General features: G+C 35.8%; 22 protein-coding genes. 9 read left to right on the top strand and 13 right to left on the bottom strand.

The window, feature by feature from the left end; genetic code table 11:
• Nucleotides 1-4: 4 nt before the first annotated feature.
• Entirely contained in the window at nt 5-1,207 is a 1,203-nt protein-coding gene (locus T323_RS27785) for a GAF domain-containing SpoIIE family protein phosphatase (RefSeq protein WP_026672187.1), read from the bottom strand.
• Between the two features lie 145 nt (nt 1,208-1,352).
• A complete protein-coding gene (gene recQ / locus T323_RS0104415; RefSeq protein ID WP_035177688.1) occupies nt 1,353-3,461 on the bottom strand; it encodes a DNA helicase RecQ in 2,109 nt (702 codons plus the stop codon).
• A gap of 306 nt (nt 3,462-3,767) precedes the next feature.
• Between recQ and T323_RS0104410 the strand changes: the two genes are divergently transcribed.
• A complete protein-coding gene (locus tag T323_RS0104410) occupies nt 3,768-4,745 on the top strand; it encodes a phosphotransferase enzyme family protein (RefSeq protein WP_026672185.1) in 978 nt (325 codons plus the stop codon).
• 89 nt (nt 4,746-4,834) lie between these two features.
• Here the strand turns inward: T323_RS0104410 and T323_RS0104405 are convergent, their stop codons facing one another.
• On the bottom strand, nt 4,835-5,158 hold the full coding sequence (locus T323_RS0104405; protein ID WP_026672184.1) for an antibiotic biosynthesis monooxygenase family protein: 324 nt from the start codon (nt 5,156-5,158) through the stop codon (nt 4,835-4,837).
• 170 nt (nt 5,159-5,328) lie between these two features.
• Here T323_RS0104405 and T323_RS0104400 point away from each other — a divergent pair, with 170 nt between their 5' ends.
• On the top strand, nt 5,329-6,933 hold the full coding sequence (locus T323_RS0104400; protein ID WP_026672183.1) for an ABC-F family ATP-binding cassette domain-containing protein: 1,605 nt from the start codon (nt 5,329-5,331) through the stop codon (nt 6,931-6,933).
• A 163-nt stretch (nt 6,934-7,096) separates the two neighbouring features.
• On the opposite strand, the gene T323_RS0104395 is transcribed toward T323_RS0104400, so the two are convergent.
• Together T323_RS0104395 and T323_RS0104390 are read right to left on the bottom strand one after the other, a co-directional pair.
• Nucleotides 7,097-7,963 (bottom strand): EamA family transporter, encoded by an 867-nt coding sequence (locus T323_RS0104395; protein WP_026672182.1) that lies wholly within the window; start codon nt 7,961-7,963, stop codon nt 7,097-7,099.
• A 20-nt stretch (nt 7,964-7,983) separates the two neighbouring features.
• Nucleotides 7,984-8,874: an NAD-dependent epimerase/dehydratase family protein gene (locus tag T323_RS0104390; protein WP_026672181.1), complete on the bottom strand. Its 891-nt coding sequence runs from the start codon at nt 8,872-8,874 to the stop codon at nt 7,984-7,986.
• A gap of 99 nt (nt 8,875-8,973) precedes the next feature.
• Between T323_RS0104390 and T323_RS0104385 the strand changes: the two genes are divergently transcribed.
• A complete protein-coding gene (locus tag T323_RS0104385) occupies nt 8,974-9,168 on the top strand; it encodes a hypothetical protein (protein ID WP_026672180.1) in 195 nt (64 codons plus the stop codon).
• Nucleotides 9,169-9,283: 115 nt separating this feature from the next.
• Nucleotides 9,284-10,486 carry a DUF2515 family protein gene (locus tag T323_RS27780; RefSeq protein WP_051556362.1) on the top strand — a complete coding sequence of 401 codons (1,203 nt, stop codon included), beginning with the start codon at nt 9,284-9,286 and terminating at the stop codon, nt 10,484-10,486.
• Nucleotides 10,487-10,541: 55 nt separating this feature from the next.
• Here the strand turns inward: T323_RS27780 and T323_RS0104375 are convergent, their stop codons facing one another.
• Nucleotides 10,542-12,590, bottom strand: coding sequence for an AMP-binding protein (locus tag T323_RS0104375; RefSeq protein WP_026672179.1), 2,049 nt, complete (start codon nt 12,588-12,590; stop codon nt 10,542-10,544).
• 166 nt (nt 12,591-12,756) lie between these two features.
• Here T323_RS0104375 and T323_RS0104370 point away from each other — a divergent pair, with 166 nt between their 5' ends.
• Nucleotides 12,757-13,311: a YpiB family protein gene (locus tag T323_RS0104370; RefSeq protein WP_026672178.1), complete on the top strand. Its 555-nt coding sequence runs from the start codon at nt 12,757-12,759 to the stop codon at nt 13,309-13,311.
• Between the two features lie 82 nt (nt 13,312-13,393).
• Here the strand turns inward: T323_RS0104370 and T323_RS0104365 are convergent, their stop codons facing one another.
• The 3 genes from T323_RS0104365 to T323_RS0104355 all read right to left on the bottom strand — a co-directional run bounded on the left by T323_RS0104365 (nt 13,394) and on the right by T323_RS0104355 (nt 14,874).
• Complete coding sequence (locus T323_RS0104365; RefSeq protein ID WP_026672177.1) at nt 13,394-13,852, bottom strand: hypothetical protein; 459 nt, start codon at nt 13,850-13,852, stop codon at nt 13,394-13,396.
• Nucleotides 13,853-14,162: 310 nt separating this feature from the next.
• Nucleotides 14,163-14,579, bottom strand: a complete 417-nt coding sequence (locus tag T323_RS0104360; protein ID WP_026672176.1) for a GNAT family acetyltransferase — start codon at nt 14,577-14,579, stop codon at nt 14,163-14,165.
• A gap of 1 nt (nt 14,580) precedes the next feature.
• Nucleotides 14,581-14,874: a hypothetical protein gene (locus T323_RS0104355; protein WP_026672175.1), complete on the bottom strand. Its 294-nt coding sequence runs from the start codon at nt 14,872-14,874 to the stop codon at nt 14,581-14,583.
• A gap of 162 nt (nt 14,875-15,036) precedes the next feature.
• Between T323_RS0104355 and rarD the strand changes: the two genes are divergently transcribed.
• From rarD to T323_RS0104340, 3 genes are all read left to right on the top strand, one after another.
• Nucleotides 15,037-15,966 (top strand): EamA family transporter RarD, encoded by a 930-nt coding sequence (gene rarD / locus T323_RS0104350; protein ID WP_026672174.1) that lies wholly within the window; start codon nt 15,037-15,039, stop codon nt 15,964-15,966.
• Nucleotides 15,967-16,022: 56 nt separating this feature from the next.
• A complete protein-coding gene (locus tag T323_RS28720; RefSeq protein ID WP_156942393.1) occupies nt 16,023-16,169 on the top strand; it encodes a hypothetical protein in 147 nt (48 codons plus the stop codon).
• A 100-nt stretch (nt 16,170-16,269) separates the two neighbouring features.
• The gene (locus tag T323_RS0104340) at nt 16,270-17,211 is read left to right on the top strand and encodes a CobW family GTP-binding protein (protein WP_026672173.1); all 942 of its coding nucleotides are present in this window, start codon (nt 16,270-16,272) and stop codon (nt 17,209-17,211) included.
• 80 nt (nt 17,212-17,291) lie between these two features.
• Here the strand turns inward: T323_RS0104340 and T323_RS0104335 are convergent, their stop codons facing one another.
• The 3 genes from T323_RS0104335 to hpaB form a co-directional block, all read right to left on the bottom strand.
• Nucleotides 17,292-17,501: a DUF6501 family protein gene (locus T323_RS0104335; RefSeq protein ID WP_026672172.1), complete on the bottom strand. Its 210-nt coding sequence runs from the start codon at nt 17,499-17,501 to the stop codon at nt 17,292-17,294.
• A gap of 30 nt (nt 17,502-17,531) precedes the next feature.
• Nucleotides 17,532-18,101 (bottom strand): D-glycero-alpha-D-manno-heptose-1,7-bisphosphate 7-phosphatase, encoded by a 570-nt coding sequence (locus T323_RS25945; RefSeq protein ID WP_035177680.1) that lies wholly within the window; start codon nt 18,099-18,101, stop codon nt 17,532-17,534.
• Nucleotides 18,102-18,563: 462 nt separating this feature from the next.
• The gene (gene hpaB / locus T323_RS0104320) at nt 18,564-20,027 is read right to left on the bottom strand and encodes a 4-hydroxyphenylacetate 3-monooxygenase, oxygenase component (RefSeq protein ID WP_026672171.1); all 1,464 of its coding nucleotides are present in this window, start codon (nt 20,025-20,027) and stop codon (nt 18,564-18,566) included.
• Nucleotides 20,028-20,205: 178 nt separating this feature from the next.
• On the opposite strand from hpaB, the gene T323_RS0104315 reads away from it, so the two are divergent.
• A complete protein-coding gene (locus T323_RS0104315) occupies nt 20,206-21,297 on the top strand; it encodes a SpoIIE family protein phosphatase (RefSeq protein ID WP_084309096.1) in 1,092 nt (363 codons plus the stop codon).
• An 85-nt stretch (nt 21,298-21,382) separates the two neighbouring features.
• On the opposite strand, the gene odhB is transcribed toward T323_RS0104315, so the two are convergent.
• Nucleotides 21,383-22,609: a 2-oxoglutarate dehydrogenase complex dihydrolipoyllysine-residue succinyltransferase gene (gene odhB / locus T323_RS0104310; protein ID WP_026672169.1), complete on the bottom strand. Its 1,227-nt coding sequence runs from the start codon at nt 22,607-22,609 to the stop codon at nt 21,383-21,385.
• Nucleotides 22,610-22,621 lie beyond the last annotated feature (12 nt).

The following is a 22,621-nucleotide window of genomic DNA, read 5'->3' as shown; positions in this document are numbered from 1 at the left end:
GTTATCACCTCTTTGTTGCTAAGATTTCTACATGTACAAAACAAATATCATCTTCATAATGCGGAGCAGATAATTCTTTTTTTACATAATCGACGATAGAGCATTTGGATTGAATTGCGATTTCTACATGATTGGTTATCATTTGTCTTGCAGAGGTTGACTCCGTTTTTAGTGCATCAATTAATCCGTCTGTATACAACATGACTTCACATGTTTCGGTAATTGGAATCTGCTCCGATTCAATTGAAATCTGTTTTATGAGCCCTAAAGGAAGCGACCCCTTTTCTAAAGGATACAGCTGTTTGTCAATAAGTAAATATCCAGGCGGATGTCCTGCATTACTATACTCCACCATCATGTTTTCCACATCAATAACGAGATAAATTCCAGTGACATACGTGATCACTTCTTCAAAATCACCAAAAAGGCGGTAAAATTCTGTATTTAGCTTTTTCATCATTTCTTTTGGACAAATACTTTCTGTTGAAGCTAATTGAATGAGCGCCTTTAATGACATTCCGATTAAAGCAGACGATACACCATGTCCCATTACATCAAGTACAAGGACCCCGTATTTTTTTTCATGAATCGGAAACCAAAAAAACAAGTCACCTGAAAGCTGTGAAGATGGTAAAAATATATTGTGGATGCGTAGATATTCATCTTCATAATCTTTACTTAATACAGAATTTTGAACTTTCCTCGCTAGTTCGAGCTCTTTTTTCGTCTGAATTTCATACGTTTTTAACTTACGAAACACCGTTTCTAACTCAATTGCGTTACTAATGAGCAAGGCATAGCTTTGGAGTTTTTCAACATCTTCTAACGTCACTCGATAAGGCATTGGGTCTAGCGCACACAATGTACCAAATACCGTATTGTCTTCTAGTAAAATCGGAACACCTGCATAAGATCCAATTGAATACTCTTTCGTGACCTCCAGATTTTTAACTAAATAAGACAAAGACGTATTCTCAATAAAAAGCGGTGTTGCTGTTTTGGCAACAATCGAGCAATATGATTTTTCAAGTGGTTCATCAACAAAGCTCGGAATCGTACAACCATCATTTGTATTAATGACTTCCACAATTTTAAACCGTTGCTTTGTCGTTGTTGCAATAAAAAACGTCCGAGCTTGTAATGTGTCTCTCATTAAACGTAAGACATTTTTGGCGGTTTGTTCAAATCTAGATAGCACGTCTTCCATTATAGAGCTCCTCTGCATTATATAGTTTTAACTATAAACTATAATAAGGGTAAAATCTACTAGGAAATTTATACTACTCATTTCTAAAAGTGGAAAAAGAGATCCCAAGGTTCTCCTTGAGATCTCTTTAACTATTTATTTCACTCTATACGTGTTGTTTTATCGTCTCTTTCAGAACATAACGTATTTCAAAATACGTCACTTCTTTCGGTAAACATTCTTTAATCGGTTTAAGTTTTTCTGCACCTACTTGATTAATCGCCTCTGTGATTAACGGGATATGTTCCTTAGTAATAAATTGCTCGAGAGTAATGTCTAATCCTTCTTCAGCGCATTTTTCCATATGAGTAAGAACGGTTTCTATTGAACATTCTCGTTCCTTTGCAATTTCCTCAATCGTCAACCCGCTTTGAAAACGGTCAAAACTAATATGGTGGCTTGGTGTCTTTGTGTCGCGAAGCTTTACTTCACTTTTCTTTTCAACGATAACTTCCTTTTCCTTCGCAAATGGTTGTAGAAATAAAAGGAGGTCTTCCCCGTATTTCCTTAATTTTTGCTCTCCCACTCCACTAATTTGCAACATTTCCTCTTCAGACAAAGGAAGGACTTTACTAATTTCCCGTAACGTTTTATCAGAGAAAATAACGTATGGTGGCACATTTTCAGCCGTGGCAATGTTTTTTCGCCATTGTCGTAATTGCTCAAAGAGCTCACTATTTTCCTGCAAAACAGCGGCTTTCTTTTCTTTTTTAAATACTTGCTGTTCCCCTTTTAATACAGACACAGCTTGCATCGTTAATCGCAATGTCGGATATGCTCCTTCGGTAGGCTCTAAGTACTGCTCAGCAACTAAAAAATCAATTAACGCTGCTACATTTTTACTTGTCCAATGTTGGAGTAACCCATATGTAGATAAACGATGAAAACCTAATGATGTCACTTTTTGATTTTTTGAACCTGTTAATACTTGGGCAACAAGTGTTTTTCCAAATGATTCATTCATTCGTTTCACACATGAAAAGACCATTTGAGCTTCTTTCGTTAAATCAATTACTTCACTATCCTCAAGGCAATTTGAGCATTTGCCACACTCTTCAAATACATCGTTGAAGTATCGACCAATATATTGCTGTAAGCATCCGTCAGTATGACAGTAATCAACCATTTGTTGGAGTTTTTTATACTCCCGACTTTTTCGGTCTTCACTTCCTTCTGATTGTTCAATGAGAAACTTTTGAATGCGAATATCATCAGCAGAGAAAAGCAAAATACATTCACTATTTTCCCCGTCTCGACCAGCACGGCCTGCTTCTTGATAATACGCTTCAATCGTTCTCGATAAATTATAGTGAAGAACAAAGCGAACATTTGACTTATCAATGCCCATTCCAAACGCATTCGTTGCTACCATAACTGTAATATCATCACGGAGAAAAGCATCTTGAGCTTGCTCTCGCTCTGCTTCATTTAACCCACCATGATACTTCCCTACTTTAAATCCCTTTTCAAACAATTTTTGATACAATGTTTCCGCCTGCTTGCGTGTCGATGTATAAATAATGCCTGAATTATGGGCGTTTTTCTTTAAGTAAGAAAGGACATATTTAAGCTTATCCTGTCCCTTTGCGACTTGCAAATGAAGATTATCTCGTCTAGCTCCCGTAACGACAGTATGATGTTTTTCAATTTGTAAATAAGAACAAATATCAGCTTGGACTTGTTCTGTTGCCGTTGCGGTTAAAGCTAATATAACAGGTTTCGGTTGGAGAACGGAAAGAAATGTAGAAATCCCCATATAACTTGGGCGAAAATCATGGCCCCATTGTGAAATACAGTGGGCTTCATCAATGGCTAAAATGGAAATATCCATTTTTTCAATTAACGACTGAAAATACGAGTCTTGTAAACGCTCTGGCGCGACATAAACAAGCTTGTAGTCCCCACTTACCATTTTATATAAACGCATGTCCACTTCTTGTTGCGTCAAGGAGCTATTAATATACGTTGCTGGAATTCCCGCTTGTTTCAGTGCATCGACTTGGTCTTTCATTAACGAAATTAGGGGAGAAATGACAAGTGCTGTACCAGGCAGTAATAGTGAAGGAATTTGATAGCAAATGGATTTCCCACCTCCAGTCGGCATAATCCCAAGACTATTGTTTTTGGCTAGTATATTGTCTACAATTTCTTTTTGACCTTTTCGAAAAGAAGGGTAACCAAAATACCGTTGTAACAAAGCTTCTGCAGTTTGCATGATGTTACTCTCCTTTCTTTTTTATCCTATCGATTACTATATCATATTTTTTGAAGGGCTTGTTCACATTAATTTTAATGAGTAACTCGCAACTTGAGCTAGACTCTTTTTTCCTACTTTCTAGCAGGAATATTCTCACGTTTACGTCGTAGTATGATTGTTATCAGTTTAATATAAGGCTCTATTGGACACTTCTCTTCAGTTGCCCACTTGTTTTGTCTAATAGCGCCCCTTAAATTGGTTATATATGTTAAAAACAGTAAGAAAATATCGATAATTATAAAATTTGAGAGGATGAGTTGGATTATGGATAACATTGAAAAATTCAATACTATTGCTACACTTGCTGTCGCTAACTATAATTTCAAGCTTCAAGAAATCAAATTTTTAGCGGAAGAAACGAATATTTTATACAAATTGACGGATGACAAAGGCAATCCATTTATATTAAAGATTTATCAGGAAGACTCATGCTCTTTAGAAAATATTCTTATGGAAGTTTATATGATGGAACTAGTAAGCCAAAAAGGCGAAGTTTCTGTCCCATTCATCATGACAGCCAAAGACGGGAGTAAAATACAAGAAATAAAGATCGATGAGGATAGCGAGCCTAAACAAGTTGTGGTTTACAGCTGGTTAGAAGGAAAAGAGTTAGATGGAAACGAAAATGAAGAGAGATTCGTTCAATTAGGAGAACTCACTGCCAAATTACATAATGCGACTTACGGTGCCACGGTTCCGAAGACTTTTTCACCTAAGCGATGGGATTCGGTATTTTACTACCATCAAGAAAACGTCGTCTATAAAGATAGCAAATACCAGCATTTCTTGACAAAAGAATACCATGATATCATGGACAAGATTATCCCCTATTTAAATCATCAATTATCGTCATATTATCAAAAAAATGAAGAGAATCTCCAACTCATTCATAGTGATTTAAACCCATGGAACATCTTAGTTCATGAGAAGGCTATGCATGTTATTGACTTTGGCGATATATTGTTGGGATTACCACAACATGACATTGCTATTCTATTATACTATTACCGATATGAAGAAGAATTTAATTATAAAGAAGTTCAACAGCTTTTCTTTAAAGGATATGAAAGAGTAAGACCTTTACCAATGTTTGAAGAGTTTGACTTAGAATTGTTAATGACCGCTAGGAGAGTAAATTTTTTAAACTATATTTTAACAGTAAGTGAAGACCCAAGTAACTTCATTGAAAAAAGTCTGCTTAGAGTGAAGGAGTTTATTAATACGTATAACCCTAAAATATAAATTTTCCCCTCGTTTTATCCCATAGAGCCTTTGAATCCTAAAACGCCAAAGAAAAAGGGCCATTTCCCCTTTTTTCTTTGGCTTTCTATCTATTTTAAAGCGGGTCCTTTTGATGCTTTCACTTCATATAATCCGTGCTCAAAATTTAATACATGATCTGGCTTTGGTTTGCCACGATTCGCACGATGCCCTGCAATATGTTCTTCACTTGTTTCCCACTTTTTCCAGACTTCTTCAGATTCCCATCTTGTCATGACAATCACTTGTTCATCTCCACGCCTTACCTTTTTTACAAGCACGCTTGAATCAATAAATCCTTCTGATTTTTCAACTATCCCTGCTCCACCAAAGCGTTCTAGGACTAAGTCAGATGTTCCTTCTTTTACAGTTATTGTTTTTGTTTCAATAAACACTATGTATCATCCACATTCTTCTCGTTTCCTTTATTGTATTGATAATAATAATTATCGTCAATTAAATTAACTCGACACCATTTCACCAATAGAATGAGTCGTGTTCTTTCAGAATGAAGATAAAAATGGTATAATCGCAAAGGAGATTAGTATTGGAGGAATTAATAAATATGATTACAGTAACAAATGTTAGCTTACGATATGGTGATAGAAAGCTTTTTGAAGATGTCACGATCAAATTTACACCAGGAAATTGCTATGGGTTAATTGGAGCCAATGGGGCTGGAAAATCCACGTTTCTAAAAATATTATCAGGTGAAATTGAATCACAATCTGGTGATGTACATATGGAAAAAGGCCAGCGATTAGCCGTTCTTAAACAAAATCACTTTGAATATGAAGAACATGAAGTCATTAATGTTGTCATTATGGGCCATGCTCGTCTTTTTGAAGTAATGAAAGAAAAAGATGCGATTTATATGAAAGCTGATTTCTCAGATGAAGATGGAATTAAAGCAGCTGAACTTGAAGGAGAGTTTGCTGAATTAAATGGTTGGGAAGCAGAATCTGAAGCCGCTATTTTATTAAAAGGTTTAGGTGTCGATGAAAGCCTTCATAATAAAAAAATGGCTGATTTAACAGGTGGAGATAAGGTAAAGGTTCTCCTTGCCCAAGCTTTATTTGGCAAACCTGATGTTCTCCTTCTTGATGAGCCAACAAACCATTTAGATATCCAAGCGATTGAATGGCTCGAAGAATTCCTTATTTCCTTTGAAAATACAGTAATTGTCGTATCCCATGACCGCCATTTTTTAAATAAAGTGTGTACTCATATCGCAGACCTTGATTTTGGAAAGATTCAAATTTACGTAGGAAATTATGATTTCTGGTATGAGTCTAGCCAACTTGCTTTGAAAATGGCTCAAGATGCAAATAAAAAGAAAGAAGAAAAAATCAAGGAATTACAGGAATTCATTGCCCGATTTAGTGCCAATGCTTCTAAATCAAAGCAAGCCACTTCTCGTAAAAAATCACTAGAAAAAATTGAATTAGACGATATTCGCCCTTCATCCCGTCGTTATCCTTTTGTTCAATTTACACCTGAACGTGAAATTGGAAATGACGTGTTAGTGGTGGAAGGATTAACAAAAACAATTGACGGAACAAAAGTGTTAGACAATGTAAGCTTTCGTATGAATAAAACAGACAAAATCGCTCTTGCCGGTTCAGATGAAATCGCAAAAACGACATTGTTTAAAATCTTAATGGGTGAAATGGAGCCAGATAGCGGTTCTTACAAATGGGGGATTACGACATCCCAAGCTTATTTTCCAAAAGACAACTCCGTCTATTTTGAAAATAACGACATGGATTTAGTAAACTGGTTACGTCAGTTTTCACCACAAGACCAAAGCGAAAGCTTCCTTCGTGGCTTTTTAGGAAGAATGCTATTCTCAGGCGAAGAAGTAAAGAAAAAAGCAAGCGTCCTATCTGGTGGAGAAAAAGTTCGTTGTATGCTTTCCAAAATGATGTTAAGCAGTGCTAATGTATTGCTACTTGATGAGCCAACAAACCATTTGGATTTAGAGTCAATAACTGCACTGAACAACGGCTTAATTGCATTTAAAGGAGCTATGATTTTCTCCTCACATGACTACCAATTCAATAACACAATCGCAAATCGCATTATCGAAATTTCTTCTAACGGTGTTATCGATAAAGAAATGACATACGAAGAATTCATGGACACAAAACTAAAACAAAAACACGCTTAATAGAAAAAAGAGTCGAAAGGGTGGGTTTCCCTTTCGACTCTTTTTTTTCATTGTATGTGAAAGAGCCGGAGCCTTTTTCAAAGACAATAGCGCTCTTCTATTGGCGCGCTCCGTGTGATTTCACATACCCCAGAAAGGGTGGGTTTCCCTTTCGACTCTTTTTCTATTTTTCCGTTTCTAATTTCGGCTGTTTTCCTAACACCACCATCGCTAAAAAGACAAAGGCTACTCCTACCCATGTTAGACCTGTAAGCATTTCTCCAACAAAAAAAGCACCTAATAATGTAGCAGTTAATGGCTCAGCAAGTGATAAGGTCACTGCAGTCGACGCGCGAATGCCATGTAACCCTCGCACAAAAAAGATATATGCTATAGCGGTTGCCACAATTCCGATATATAAACTTGACACAATCCCATTAATTTGGAATAACCAAGATAAATCAAAGAAAAACAACAACGGAACAAGCAAAATGGCACTACATGTGAACACAACAGCAACAACAACATCAGGAGGGTGAGTCTGTAACAATTGTTTACTCGCTAACGTATAAAGAGCAAACGACAAACCCGCTCCTAATGCAAGTGCAATACCAAAGGGCTGTATTGTAACGGCACTATCGTTTAAAAATAAGAAAACACAACCTGTTATTGCTAATCCCGTTGCTAACCACCAATATTTAGTTGGCTTTTTCTTCTGAAACGCCCATTCGATAATCCCAGCAAGAATTGGAGCACTCCCAATAGCAACAACGGTTCCTACAGCAATTCCGGTTAATTTAACAGCCGAAAAGAAAGCTGGTTGATAACATGCCATTGAAATAGCGGCAAGAAGTAAATGAGAATAAGACCAATTTGCCCATGTTAACTTTTTTTGGAATGCTACGAATAAAAATAATACACTTCCCCCAATTGCTAGTCTCATAGCGCCATAGGCGATCGGGTGGGCCGAATCTGGTGCTAGCGCTTGTGCTGTTCCTGTTGTGCCCCACAGGATGGCAGCAAGCAATACAAAAAAAATCGAACCTTTCAAGTTAAACCACTCCCCGTCTTTTACCGATGCAGCTTTGCATAATGTGAAATTAATTCTTGAAGAATAGCATCTGTCTTATCAAAAGTAAAGCCGAGGTTTGTAGCTCGATCCGATCGAAGCGAATAGTGGTCTGGTAATACAAATGGAGAAACCTTTTTGTCTCCATCTTTGCAAATGATTGCTTTTTTTCCTACTATCGATTCAATCATCGTTATAAAATTCCCGATTGTAATATCATCTACAGCTGAGCCGTTAATCGGTCCTTTAAATTCAATTTCACCTAGCCAATGAAGAAAATGTGCAGTTTGAGTTGATGTAATAAAATCAATCACTTTCGTTTGATCAGGAATAATCATCGGTTGTTCGTCTAAAATAGCGTCAACATGAAACTTTAATCGCTCTGTGTAATCATCTTTACCAACGACAAAAGGAAGCCTTACCATTGTCACTGGAAAGTCTGCTTCTGTAGCATATACTGCTTCAGCTTGACGCTTTGCTTCCTGATAGCCGAATATCCCTTTATATTCTGTTCTTCTTTTGAATAGTCCTTGTTCATATTCATATGGATTAAACTCGTCTTCTGTCCGCTTTTCTCCAAAGTCATAAACTGCTCCACTAGACGTAAATATTAACTTTCCAATCTTTCCATTTAACGTTTTGCAAATATCATATGCTTCAATCGGAGAAAAACAACTTTGGTCATACACGACGTCCCAACTTTTATTTTTAAACGGTTCACGAACAAAGTTTGAATCTTCACGATCTACAATGATACGTTTGACACGGTCACCAAACCTATCTTTTGCTTTTCCTCTCGTTGCAATCGTGACGTCGACACCATGTTCAAGAAGTCTATCGACAAGCCTTTTTCCAAAAAACATCGTTCCACCTAATACTAATGCTGATTTCATTCTTTTCCCTGCTTTCTCCTCTATTTCCACTCGATCCTACTGTATGTATAGTTCTTTTCCATTCCACATAACCTAAATATTAAAAAAGGAGGAAAAGTGATGGACTACAATCAACTTACCCAAATTGTATTATTGACTCAAGATGCAAAAGCACTTGGTTGGGACTTTTCCGTTGAAGAAAATAGACTAACTGCCATTGACAGCAATTATCAAGAAGACCCTGTTCAATTTGACTCTACAGACCAACTACTAGAATGGTTTGAAGAACAGTTTGACAAAAGAGATTCCATTTAATCTTTGATTCATAGGTTACCAAATATTTCGTATTTTCACAATCATTCAGAATCATCAATTGCTATGTTCTAATTAATCACCTCCTTTTCATATGATATGAGAGGAGGTGATACTCTTGGATTTCAACAAAATCCTTCGTTTACCATCGTATTTATATTTATTAGCACAACATAAAATTGAAGTAAAAAAATATGAAAGAGATATTATCCATGAATATAAACGACTTTATTTTCCACAAAAAACCATCGAAATGTTGAAATTAAAATTACATCGAGTATATCATAGCCATTCCAAGCAAGCACCCACTTCAATCGAACGAAAGCTTATAGATAACATTCAAAAAAAACGTAAGCTCGCAAATCAAAATAATATTACTCGTACGAAAGCTTATCTTGATTTCTATAACAATCATCCTGAAATACACTGGTCTCTACTCGCCCACCTTGTTTCCCGAAATGGTGGTTGGAATATGACCGATTTAAAAGGTAGTTTACTTTCTCCCTTTTTAACATCAGAACGAACATCAGACTTCTTTTTATTTTTAGAAAGAGCAAATGCTTATATTTTTTATGATGCATACCCACAATTACTTCTCTATGAAGCTAGTAAAAAGGAGAAAAAAAATTATTTTCATTTACTTCGATATTTTTCCGTCTCCACCTTTATGAAACCTTTTTGGGACCATTTTTATGCACTAAAAGACTCCAAATTATTAACGGTTGCTTTAATTATTAATGAACAACACTATATTCAAAAACGAGTCATTGAACATCCTTTTTTCAAACAAAAAGTCACAAAAACGATGCTATTCCAAGCACAGGATGCCTTTCAATTTACTCATGTTACATTCCCTTATGTTGTTTCTCATAATAAAATAAAACTAACAGGAATCTCGGTACAAGACTTTACTGATATCACCCAACGAATATTAATTGGCAAGCAATTATATATGCAATTATTTGGAATTTCCCCTCTGACACAACATATAAAAGCGTTCACTACAATTGACCATACTGGGTCTCGTGAAGATTTTTGGCCAACTGTATTTTCAAAAGACAAAAAAGCAGTAGCTGAGAAAGAAAATTTTTTTCTAAGTAAAAAAAGAAAACCTTTTATTTATAGCCCTGCTCTTGAGGATGTATGGGGATTGATCCATCATGCAACACCTAGTAAAGAAGATTGGTATACACCCGAATCACATGCATTTGTCTATTTTTCATCAATTGAGCAACCAGGTTTTCACGATATATCAGAAACATACTATAAGCAATTGCTTAAGCTTTCAACCATTACCGACCTTAAACAATTGCTTCCTTAAAGGTATTAATCAAAAAAAAGCTGGGACAACATTGTCCCAGCCTCTTCTTCTTTTTCTATAATTCTTTTGCCATTTTTTCTAATGTGACATAATCCGTTTTTCCACTTCCAAGTAACGGAATTTCCTCGATATAATGTACCTCTGTTGGCAAGTATAACGCCGGATGTTTATGAGAACGACTATACCGTTTAATTTCTTTTAAATCGGCTTCTTTCACGTTTGTAAAGAGAATGATTTTTTCCCCTTTTCTTCGGTCCGATGTACTGACGGCTGCAAAGCCAATATCATCGTAACAATCCATCGCAATTCTTTCCACGACTTGAAGGGACACCATTTCCCCGCCAATTTTCGCAAATCGCTTTAGTCGTGCAGTAATGGAAATAAAACCTTCATCATCAATTTCAACGACATCGCCAGTGTTGTACCAGCCTTCTGAAGGGACAAATCCTTTATTATGAATCAAATATCCTTTCATTACATTAGGACCTTTGATAAGTAAACTTCCACCCTTTTCTATTCCTTCAACCTTTTGAATTTTATATTCCATGCCCGGAATAATTTTCCCTACTGAACCTGCTTTCGTATAAAGCGGTGTATTCAGTGAAATGAGTGGTGATGCTTCTGTTGCGCCATACCCTTCTAAAATACGGATTCCGAACTTTTGGAAAAACAATTCTTTCGTATCTTCCTTTACATTTTCTGCCCCTGCTATCGCATACCGTAATGTATGTAGATCAAAAGGATGGGCATTTTTTCCGTATCCATTTAAAAATGTTGGTGTACTTAATAATAACGTAACATCTTCTTGGTAAATAATTTCCGGTATGACTTTGTATTGAATTGGTGAAGGATGAATGACTAGTGATATTCCTGATAATAAAGGTAAAAACGTACCAATCGTTAAACCGAAACTATGGAACATCGGGAGTGGATTCAACATTTTATCATTCGAATCTAAATCCATCACTGACATTGCTTGATGAATATTCGCAAAGATTTGGTCGTGTGAAAGCAATACACCTTTTGGTTTGTTTTCACTTCCTGATGTAAACAAAATAATATCATTGCTTGATGTAGTTGCTTTTTGAGAACTTGCGTAATTTTTTAAGCCAATCATTTTTTCTTTCGATGTAATTTGCTCTCTAGCTTCTTCTAAATAGATAATTTCATAGCCACTTTCTGTTAGCGCATCAACGACATGCTGGAGTTCAGCTTTTTCTATAAACAATTTTGATGTTAATATTGTTTTAATTTCTGCTGTTTCACAGCAATCAATTAATGTTTTCGGTCCCATTGTAAAATTAAGGACAGCAGGACTGACACCAATTTTAAATAAAGCGAATAACACGACCGCTTGACCGATAGACGAAGGAAGAAATACCCCAACTCGATTTTCAGCTAATGTATTTTCCAACTTCCCACTTAATACTTGAATACCTAAAATAAGTTTTTTATATGACAGGGCATTTGTTGGGTCTTTGATTATTGCCTTTTGGTTATCAAATTGTTTTGCCGCATCAAGTAATTCGTTAAAAAGGTTCACATCTTTTTTTATGAAATGATCGGTATATCCATTTGTTAATTTACGATAAATCGTCCATGCTGCTACAGAACGATTTCCTTCTTCATTACCAATCGAAACAGAAAACGGTTCCCCAATCGACACTTCAGGTTGATTGTCTAAAAGATTTAAATTAATACCAGCGCTGTTTACCATTGGTTTTATCACAACTGGAACAATCGTTGCTTTTGTTTTCAAAGCAATCCATGCGATTTCTTCGTAAACTTTTAACACCCTACCAATTCGTGAAATCCGCATTTCTGGGAAAAGTAATATCGGTTCTCCCTCTTCCACAAACGAAATAATCTTTTTCATATGTTCTGGTGTTAACCCTTCAAACACTGTCACTTTCCGTCCTACTAAATTTTTTTCATTGTTTTTATATTCTGTTTCATCAAATACGATAAAATGAACATTGCGAGGTACCTTTGTATGTAAATAAGATAAATCTTGTTTTGACACATGGTTCGCCATATAAATAATATGATTCGCTTCGACCTTTGCTTTTGGTTGCTGGCGTTTTTTCTTAAATAAGTTAAACATCTCGTCTTTCCTCCAATTTGTTGCTCTCCGTTATTCTGGTGTTCTGTTTCATGTATCCCCGTTTTCAAACTAGACGATCCAATCCAATTATACATGAAAGGATTTCAATTGAAAAACATTGATTCCATGATAAAATGAGAAAAAGGATGTTTTGGGTGGGATGAATATGAACAGATGGGTTTCAACAACAGAAAAAAAACAATTTCTTCGATGGTTTTTAGATAATCATCGACTAAAGCGGACAGAAGCTCGAATGATTATTGAATATATCGTAAAGCACCCTCATCTCCTTGAAAATATATCATTTACTGAACGCGTTCCTCAAAACGGAAAAGCAATTGTTATTTCAAGCATTAACTCAGATGAGCCAGGGTTTGAATTTTATTATCGAAAGCGGAAATCTGATAATATTTCACATGCGCTCGGCGAATTAATGGGGAGTCCATCAGATAGAGTATACTTACTCATTCATTTTCATGGAAAAATGCGCAACCATCATTATACACAATTAGTCGAATCACCAGCACTAGACAATATTAAACGATATGAACAGTTTCAAAAATATTCAAAAGAAGCAGATGTCGTCATTGAAAAAGCGATGTTAGAAACGAAAAAAGCAGAATTAAGAAAACAAATTGATGACGCCCTTGACGAAATGAATGAACCTCTATTTAAAAAATTAGTTGCCGAATTAAATGAGCTTGAACAAAAATTGGCCTAAACCTCAACTAGGTATACACAAGTTACGTTCCATTTAAAAAACCCTCTCACCTTAATTATGTTAAGGAAAGGGGGTTTTTCTCTTATTCTAACGCTTTTTCAATTGCTTTTATTTCTTCTTCTGTAAACCGGCTTAACGCAATGTCCAATGTTAACGATTTTAAGTCCGACTCCAACCCTTGTTCCACAAATTGACGATATCTCTCTAGTTCTTCTTCCGTAAACCGGCTTAACGAAAATTCAATCGCTTCTTCGGCTGTTGCAAAAGATAAGTCTTCTTCTTGTTCTTCTGGATTTGAAATTTGACTCGTTTCTACAACTGTCGAAGCAGGAATAGCTTCTTGTTCATGCAATGTTTCGTTGACAAGCATAGTTTTAAATGCGTCTGTTTCCTTTGAGTTCAAATCACGATGTATTGAATGATCTTTTGAATATTTTACTTCCCCTTGATAACTTTCAGAAAACACATAAGCCCCTGTACCTACTGTTACTCCTAATACGATAACACCAATAACAAGTAATAAAATATCTTTTCCCTTCATTGTAGTTGCTCCTCTTCTCTTAAAATTCAAATGATAATAGAAGTGTTGCCACAGCTACAATGTTTTATACTAGTTTTGAGGCATTATCCATAGATTACTATACGACAAATTCCTACAGTTTTCTTTGCAATGATGACAAGACTCATTGGAATAAAAGAAAAATAAAAATCTGTCATTCCACCTTCTTCTAGTAAAAGCGGTATCAATGTAATTGCTAGAAAACTAACACTGAAACGAATCGACAATTAATTCGTAACATGTTTCTAGCTGAAACTATGAAAACTTTTCTTAAAATGCGAGCTCGCACATGTTATTTATTTATCCATTTCTCCATAAAAATTAATTCATCACTTGTATAACCTAATTTTTTATAAAATCCTTCCACTTTTCGATTATGTATTTCAATGAGTAAATTTAGTTTCTCACACCCTATACGCCGTAACCTTTGTTCCAAGTTTTCTAACAGCTTCCGACCTATTTGTTCACCTTGAAAATTTGGATATACAGCTAAATGATTGACCCAACCTCTTCTCCCATCGTAGCTGCCCATCACCGCGCCGACTATTTCGCGCTCTGAATTTTCAGCTACGATAAATAATTCGGGGTCGCGTTGTAATTTATGTTTAATTTGATTTATCGAATCTGATGAAGACAATGAAATCCCTGCTTCTTCCCACAAACCCATGACAGCTTGATAATCAGCTAAACGAAACTCGCGAATACGCATACTACTCACCTTTCTTTGTTAAAAAGTCATGAAACCACGTTGTAATTTGTTGTTTTTCCAATTCGGTAAATTGAAAATTAGGAGAATCACACCCTTCTTCTTGCAACACAATTTGAAGCACATCTTTTTCTTTGTTTACAATGAGTAAAGCTGTCGGGTCTTCCATTGACATTGGTAGCTTGTCACTAGTAAATGAAACAACGTAATGAGACCAAGGATATACGTCATAGTTATCAACGAGTGAAAAGTCCGTAAAAACCACTTCACTATACTGTTCGAATTGGAAATCAATCATAAACAAAACCTACTTTCTTTTACTTTCCTTGATTTTAACAAGAAAAAGTTCAATACAAAAGAACTAACATTTTGAGAGTCGAAATATTTTCATTGCACTCTGCAAAGTTCCAGACTACAATAACGATGTAGTTCTGAGTAAAATGATACGGAGTGGAAAAAGATGAAAAATGAACAACAATTAGGAATCTCGTATGCTATGAGTGCATACTTACTGTGGGGGCTACTTCCCCTATATTGGAAATTAATTGACACTGTCCCAGCCGATGTCGTGTTAGCCCATCGCATCATTTGGTCATTTGTTTTAATGACCGTTATTTTATTTTGTTTACATAAATTTGAACCATTTCTCGTCGAACTTAAAACCATTATGACGTCTCCGAAACAACTACTTGGATTGTTATTAGCTACGATCTTTATAAGCGCAAACTGGTACACGTACATTTGGGCAGTAGCGAATGATTTAGTTATCGAAACGAGTTTAGGCTATTATATGAATCCATTAGTAAGTGTTCTCTTAGGTATTATTTTCTTAAAGGAACGGCTATCCATTTGGCAAATCATTGCCCTTATCCTTGCTTGTTTAGGAGTAATGAATATGGTCTTTAATGTTGGGCATGTACCATGGGCTGCCTTAATGTTAGCTTTTTCATTTGCTTTTTATGGCTTATTGAAAAAAGTTGTCAACGTCGGAGCTTTAACAGGATTAACGATTGAAACATTGTTATTGCTTCCCTTTGCATTACTTTATGTTCAATTTTTCAAAGCAAATGTAACGCTTTTTTCTTCAGGCTTATCAGTAGAAATGGCATTGCTTATTGGTGCTGGTGTAGCAACCGCTGTTCCACTTTTGCTTTTTGCAAGTGGCGCTAGAAGGATTCCTTTATTTATGATTGGATTTCTACAATATATTGCTCCGACAATTACCCTTATTTTAGGTGTCTTTATTTTTCAGGAACCATTTACTAAAGTTCATCTCATTTCATTTATGTTCATTTGGAGTGCACTTGTTTTATTTTCTGTTGCAAAAACAAAAAGCTTTATGTATCTTGAAACAAAATATTTCACGAAGAAAAAATCGTTTGAAGGTTAATCGAGGATAAGAAACTGAAAAAAGTGGGACCTTAAAGATAAAAAGGAGGGACCATGATGGCAAAAGAGCGTACAGAAGATACAGGGCACCGTGATGAAAGCTATGAAGTAAAAAGCGTTCCAGCCAATCAAACAAAGTTTGAAGCTTCGTATGAATATGCTAGTGGCAATGAAACAAACAAACGTAAAAAAACAGATGTCTAATGTAAGGCACTGAATGGGCTACCCTTCAGTGCCTTACATTGTCTAACCGGTTATTTTTCGTGTATGATAAGCTAAGGAACTTATGATAGGAGATGTAAGTGTGGCAACAGAAATTTTTATTCTTTCCGGCTTCTTAGGAAGTGGGAAAACATCTTTATTAACTCAATTGCTTCAATTCGAAAAAAATCAAGAGCGCAAAGTCGGTGTCATCATGAATGAACTAGGTCAAGTTTCCATTGATTCCACCGCTGTTTCAAAAGACACTCCTTTAGCCGAGCTATTAAACGGTTGTGTGTGTTGCTCATTACAAGACCAATTTGAATCTCAATTACAACAGCTTCTATTCACCCATTCTTTAGATGTCATTTATGTCGAAACGACCGGTGCGGCGCATCCTATGGAAGTATTTGATGCTTGTATGTCGCCTTTATTTGCGGACAAAATTATTGTTAAAGGCGTCATTAGTATTGTAGATTTATACCAATGGAAGCATAGAAAAAACGTTTCACCTATCGTTCAACAGTTGATGAATGAACAAGTCCGTCATGCCGATTTACTACTGCTAAATAAAATGGACTTAGTATCCGAACAAGACCAGGCTTCGACTTTATATGAAATTCAATCTTTAAACTCTCATGCGTTATGCCTATTAACGACAAAAGCAAAAATTAATCTATCTGTTATTCAACAGCTACATAAAAAAGAAATAGATAATCATACACCAATTGAAGTCTCATCACATCTCCATTTAAAAAGCATGACCTATACTTTTTCAAAACCGATTCATCGAAATGAATTTGAACAGTTTTTACAATCACTGCCTGAAACTATATATCGGATAAAAGGATTTCTTCGGTTTACAAATTCAAACGTACTTTATTCATTTCAATATTCATACGGTGTGCCGCTTTTTATTCCTGATATGATGAACTATCCGCTCACACTTGTCCTAATCGGTGAAAATTTAAACACCGACAAGCTACATGAAGCATTAAATCAATTGGAAAGTGATGAGCGACCTAACCCCGCAGGAATCGAGTGACTTCGACTCTAGAGTAAATCCATACAGCGAAATAAAAAGAAGCCGTCCTCAAGAATTTCATATTCCTGAACGGCTTCTTCTTATTTCGTTACTTCTGTAAAATACTCTTTATAAAATCCGCCAACTTTACCTGTATTGTCAATGACAAAATAAAATTCTTCTGTTTCATTTTGTACATCATATTGTTTATCTACAGTCAAAACATTGTTTACTTTATATTTTTTCGCTTGCGTATGTACACATTTTACTTGTTTCACAGGGGCTGTTGATTGCCATACTAAATGTTTCATCTTTTCACCTCATTATGCAGTCTACCCTCATTATAATGAATTTCCTTCATTATGCAACCTTTCATCTTTCCAGCTTTCTTCGATTATCCATGGTGCCGCTTCGAGCAACGAGGAAAAAACCGCATCCGCTTTAGCTGTATCTTCTTTTTTCTTGCCGATAAACACTGTAGCTACTCCTGCTTTTTTCCCAGCTAAAATATCTGGTTCCCGATCACCGACCATCACACTATTTTGCAGTGATACATGATGTTTTTTCGCTAATTCCTCGATCATTTTTGCTTCAGGCTTCCGACAAGGACAACCCGCTTGTGGTTTATGCGGACAATAAACAATATCATCAATCATAGCTCCTTGTTCATGTAATCGTTCTTTCAAATGATGATGCACTTTTTCAAGCATGGATTCTTTCATGAACCCTAGTCCAACTCCTCCTTGGTTCGTTACAATGAACACTTTAAAACCTACTTCATTAAATGCTCGAATGGCTTCTGGGACTCCTTCTAAAAGATAAAGTTGTTTTGGATGATTGACAAACTTCACTCGATGGCTTAATACTTCATTTATGACTCCATCACGATCTAAAAAAACAGCTTTATGCATATTCTTACTCCTTCTTCCCTATTTCTCATTTCCCTTGCTTTTTCTTACTATTTTCCCCAAAAAGAAAAAACCGATTCCTTAAAAAAGAAACCGGTGATAATTATTAATTTCTAGCATAATAATCATTGATTGATTCTAAAATAGATGGCTCTTCATTCACTTGCTCTACTTGACTTTTTTCCTCAAGAATTGGTGCTCTTTTCATGTTGGTCACTCTCCCTTAATTAAATTTTCTGATTTATCTGTACTTTTATTATACTAATCTGTTATATAATAGTCAACAGATTATTTTATAAAAAACAACAGATTTTTCGTCATTTTTATATTTCCTTAGAAATACACTAATAAAACAGCTGAGTTTAAACTTACTTGGACAATTCTGTATTGATACAGTTATGAACAAACGAGAAAACAGGCTAAAACACATGGCAAACCATTGTTTTAGCCTGTTCATAATTACCTTTATCTTTTTTCATCTTTTTTACTACTGTTAGATAAAAAGTCTTTTTCGATCCACGCTGTCAATTTTCTTCGGTCATAGGCTTGGTATAACATACTCGATAAACGAATCGGGTCTCCAAAAAAATAACGCTCATAAAGAGTTTGTCTCGTACCAAACGCACTCATGCAACAATCCCACGCCAGTCGAAATAACTGGACTCGCTCTTTAGCATCTTTTGTTTTCGATTGTAAATATTGATATAAATCTTCGTGAATATCCGACTCAAAGTCCTTTTCTGTCGGAATCGATACCAACCCGCTAGCTCCTAAAAGTTGTAAAATTTCTGTTAATCGTGGATAAATGCGAGGAAAGGTATTAATGGCTGCAAATAATGGATATAAAGCCGGAAGCATAAACCCGTGCTTTTTCGTCGCACCTTCCTCAGAGGCAATAAGGAAGGCTTTCATCGTTTCAAGAGCAACAATGATTTCTGCTATCTTTTCTTGAACATGCTGGTATTGACCAGAATTAATCGTATCGACAAGTAACTGTGCGACCCCTAAAATAAATTCAGTTTTGACCACTTGCCTAGAAACGACTTGGTGGAGGGCTAATGGGGCAAATGCGCCTTGTACCGATAACGTATCTGTAACCTTTATGTTTTCATAATAAAAGACACGCTCCCACGGAACAAGGACGTCATCAAACACAACAAGTGCATCACATTCCTCAAAACGAGAACCTAACGGTGAATTAAACTTTGAATCAGAAGAACGGAACGATTGTCGACATATAAACTTTAACCCTTTTGTATTGCTCGGAATTGAAAAGGAATACGCATACGATTTATCCATTATCCCTGGTTTGGAATACACAAGAATTTCGTCTGTTATTCCTCCTTGTGTCGCTAAAAGCTTTGCTCCTTTTATAATCAGTCCTTCTTTTGTTTTCTCTTTAATTTTAGCAGCAATAATTTCATCCGCTTCCTCAAACAATTGGTAAGGAGAACGATTGACTTGAGGGTCGATAAAGGTATGTGTGAAAGACCAATCGTTCTCCTTTGCTTTTTTATAGAAGGCCGAAACATTTTCTGGAAAACAATTTTCATGCTTTTCAAAAATATGTTGAGAAGCAACTAAAGATACTAATACAGTATTCATATAATCTGGGCTTCTCCCCATCATTCCTGCATTTGTTCTAGCCCATTGTTGAAACATGCGACGCCTTTTTTTTATATCTTTTTTTGTTCTCGGAAGCAAAAAGGAAGTTCCAACTCTTGAGCTCGATGTTGGTGACAGGTACGTCATAATATCACTTATATTCTTATCATGTTGTAAATCATAAAGTTTCGCTTGGCTATCCATTACCCCTTTAAAAGCTGGGTGCATAGAAATGTCACCTTGTACTTTCTCGCCTTCTATCCAAACTTCATTTTGCAATTTATCAATTCTTTTTTTGTACTCTGCTCCTGTAATCGCACCCATCATTTCACCTCAAAACAAGAATATAATCGTTTCCTTGACCTTATCTTTATAAAATATGCACGCCAAACTTTTAAAGTGAAAATGCAGTTTTTATCGGTTCACCAATACAAAAGATGGAGTAAGTAAAACGATAGAGGTAACAATACAAATACAACACAAAGAAGGTTGGGATTGTCACATGAACAAGAGGTTTTATGAATCATTGTTTTTACATAATCCAAACGCTTGTTACTTGCTTGATAAAAATGGGAAGTTTCTAGATTTTAATGAAAATACGATTAAATTAACAGGATATGCAAAAAACGAGTTGTTTGAAATGGACTTTCTACCCTTGTTCGAAGGAAGGGACCAATCCTATATTATCGATAAATTTCAAAGCACATTAAAAGGTGAAAAATCCCATTTCAACACTAAAATTATTACGAAACATCACCATGAAGTATTTATTCACATTACATGTGTTCCGGTACTCATTGAAAATAATATTTATGGTGTTGTTGGGATTGCAGAAGATATTACAAATGAGGTTATCCGAAAAAAAGAACAAGAGAATGAACTAAGCATCGCCATGCAAACTCAATTTAGTTTACTTCCACAACCACTTACATCTGGGAGGGTACATATCGAAGGTGTGTACTATCCTTCTGAAATGTTATCTGGTGATATGTATTGTTTTGCAAAGCTTGATAAGTCTCGCTATGCTTTAAGTATTATTGATGTGATGGGTCACGGCGTCACCGCATCTCTTATTGCCATCGCTTCGATTTCGTATTTACGAGGTCAACTGACGCCAACCGTTAATCCAATGAGCTTAATGGAAGATTTAAACGAACATATTTTTGAGTTGTTTAATCTTCATTCCGCGGTTCCTACGTTTGTTACCGCCATTTCAATCATTATCGATGTAGACAAAAATATAATCGAATATACAAATGCAGGTCATCCTCCTGGGATTGTTATTACAGAACAGGAACAACTTTTATTATCTTCATTAAATACACCTTTAGGATTAATGAAGGACTTGCCATTCAAAAGTAAAAAAATCAAATTTGACGGAAAAGCAAGAGTGATTGTATATTCAGATGGTTTTGCCGAAACTTTCTCCCCTTCAATTTCTAGTTTTACAACTCAATTTTCATCTTGTTTAAGAGCTACTTTTTCATTAAACAATAGTCAATTTGTAGCAAAACTAAAACAAGACTTGCCGGATGACCAGCTGAATCAAAGAGATGATCTTTCCATGGTAAGTATGACAATCGAAAAGCGGTAAGTAACAAAAACTCTCCTTATTGGAGCTAAGCTCCAATAAGAAGAGTTTCTCTAAAATTAGTATTGTGCTCTCGCTAGTAAGACCGTTACCCTTGCAATAGTAACACTTCCGGATTTTCTAACAGTTCTTTTATTTTCACTAAAAAACTAACCGCTTCTTTGCCATCAATAATTCTATGATCATAAGATAAAGCGATGTACATCATCGGACGATTTTCCATTTTTTCTTTATCAATGGCAACAGGACGCCATTGAATTTTATGCATGCCGAGAATTCCAACTTGTGGAGTATTTAAAATCGGTGTTGACAATAAAGAACCGAAAATTCCACCGTTCGTTATCGTAAATGTTCCACCCTGTAAATCAGATAAGCTTAATTTCTTCTCTCTTGATTTTTCTGCTAATCTAGCAATTTCTTTTTCAATACTTGCAAAATCTAATCGATCCGCATCTCTTACCACAGGTACAACCAAACCTTCTTCTGTTGATACGGCCACACCAATGTCATAGTGTCTTTTTACAATGATGTCGTCCCCTTGAATTTCCGCATTTAAAAGTGGATATTTTTTTAATCCCGCTATAATCGCTTTCGTAAAAAATGACATATACCCTAATTTCATATCATGCTCTTCTTGAAATTTCGGTTGATGACGTTTGCGAATATCCATAATCGCAGTCATGTCAACTTCATTAAATGTCGTTAGCATTGCCGTATTTTGCTGAACGTCCATAAGACGTTTGGCAATGGTTTGTCGGCGTCGTGACATTTTTATTTTTTCAATTGGCTTCTCTGAAGGATGAGGCTGTTCTTGTTTATGTTCTGTCAGACTAGACGTTTTTTCTTCTTTTTCCGAATGGTTTTCAACATCCTGTTTTCTAACACGCCCGAGCGGATCTGTTGTTTTTACTTTTTCCAATGATAGCCCTTTTTCTCTTGCTAATCTCCTTGCTGCTGGTGAAGCAATTGGGTCATGAAATTCTTTCTTTTCCGACCCTTTTTCGCTTTCACCACTGTTTGATTTGTCAGATTCGTGTGATTGGTGTGATTGGTGCTTTTCTTCCGTAGTATTCTCACTTGCTTCCTCATCAATTAACGCAATCACTTCACCAACTTTTACATTATCCCCTTGTTCTTTTACTTGCTCTTTTATCATTCCAGATGCCTCTGCAGTTACTTCTATATTTACTTTGTCTGTTTCCAATTCCACAACATAATCACCTTTTGAAACAAAATCGCCAACTTCAACTAACCATTGAGCAATCGTTCCTTCTGAAATGGATTCTGCTAATTCAGGAACTTTAAGTTCTTTCATTTGCATCCTCTC

Origin of the sequence: Alkalihalobacillus bogoriensis ATCC BAA-922 (assembly GCF_000621445.1) — a bacterium.
Classification (GTDB): Bacteria; Bacillota; Bacilli; order Bacillales; family Bacillaceae_F; genus Bacillus_AO; species Bacillus_AO bogoriense.
The sequence above is the reverse complement of the archived record's forward strand: the minus strand, read 5'-3'. Positions and strand labels throughout refer to the sequence as shown.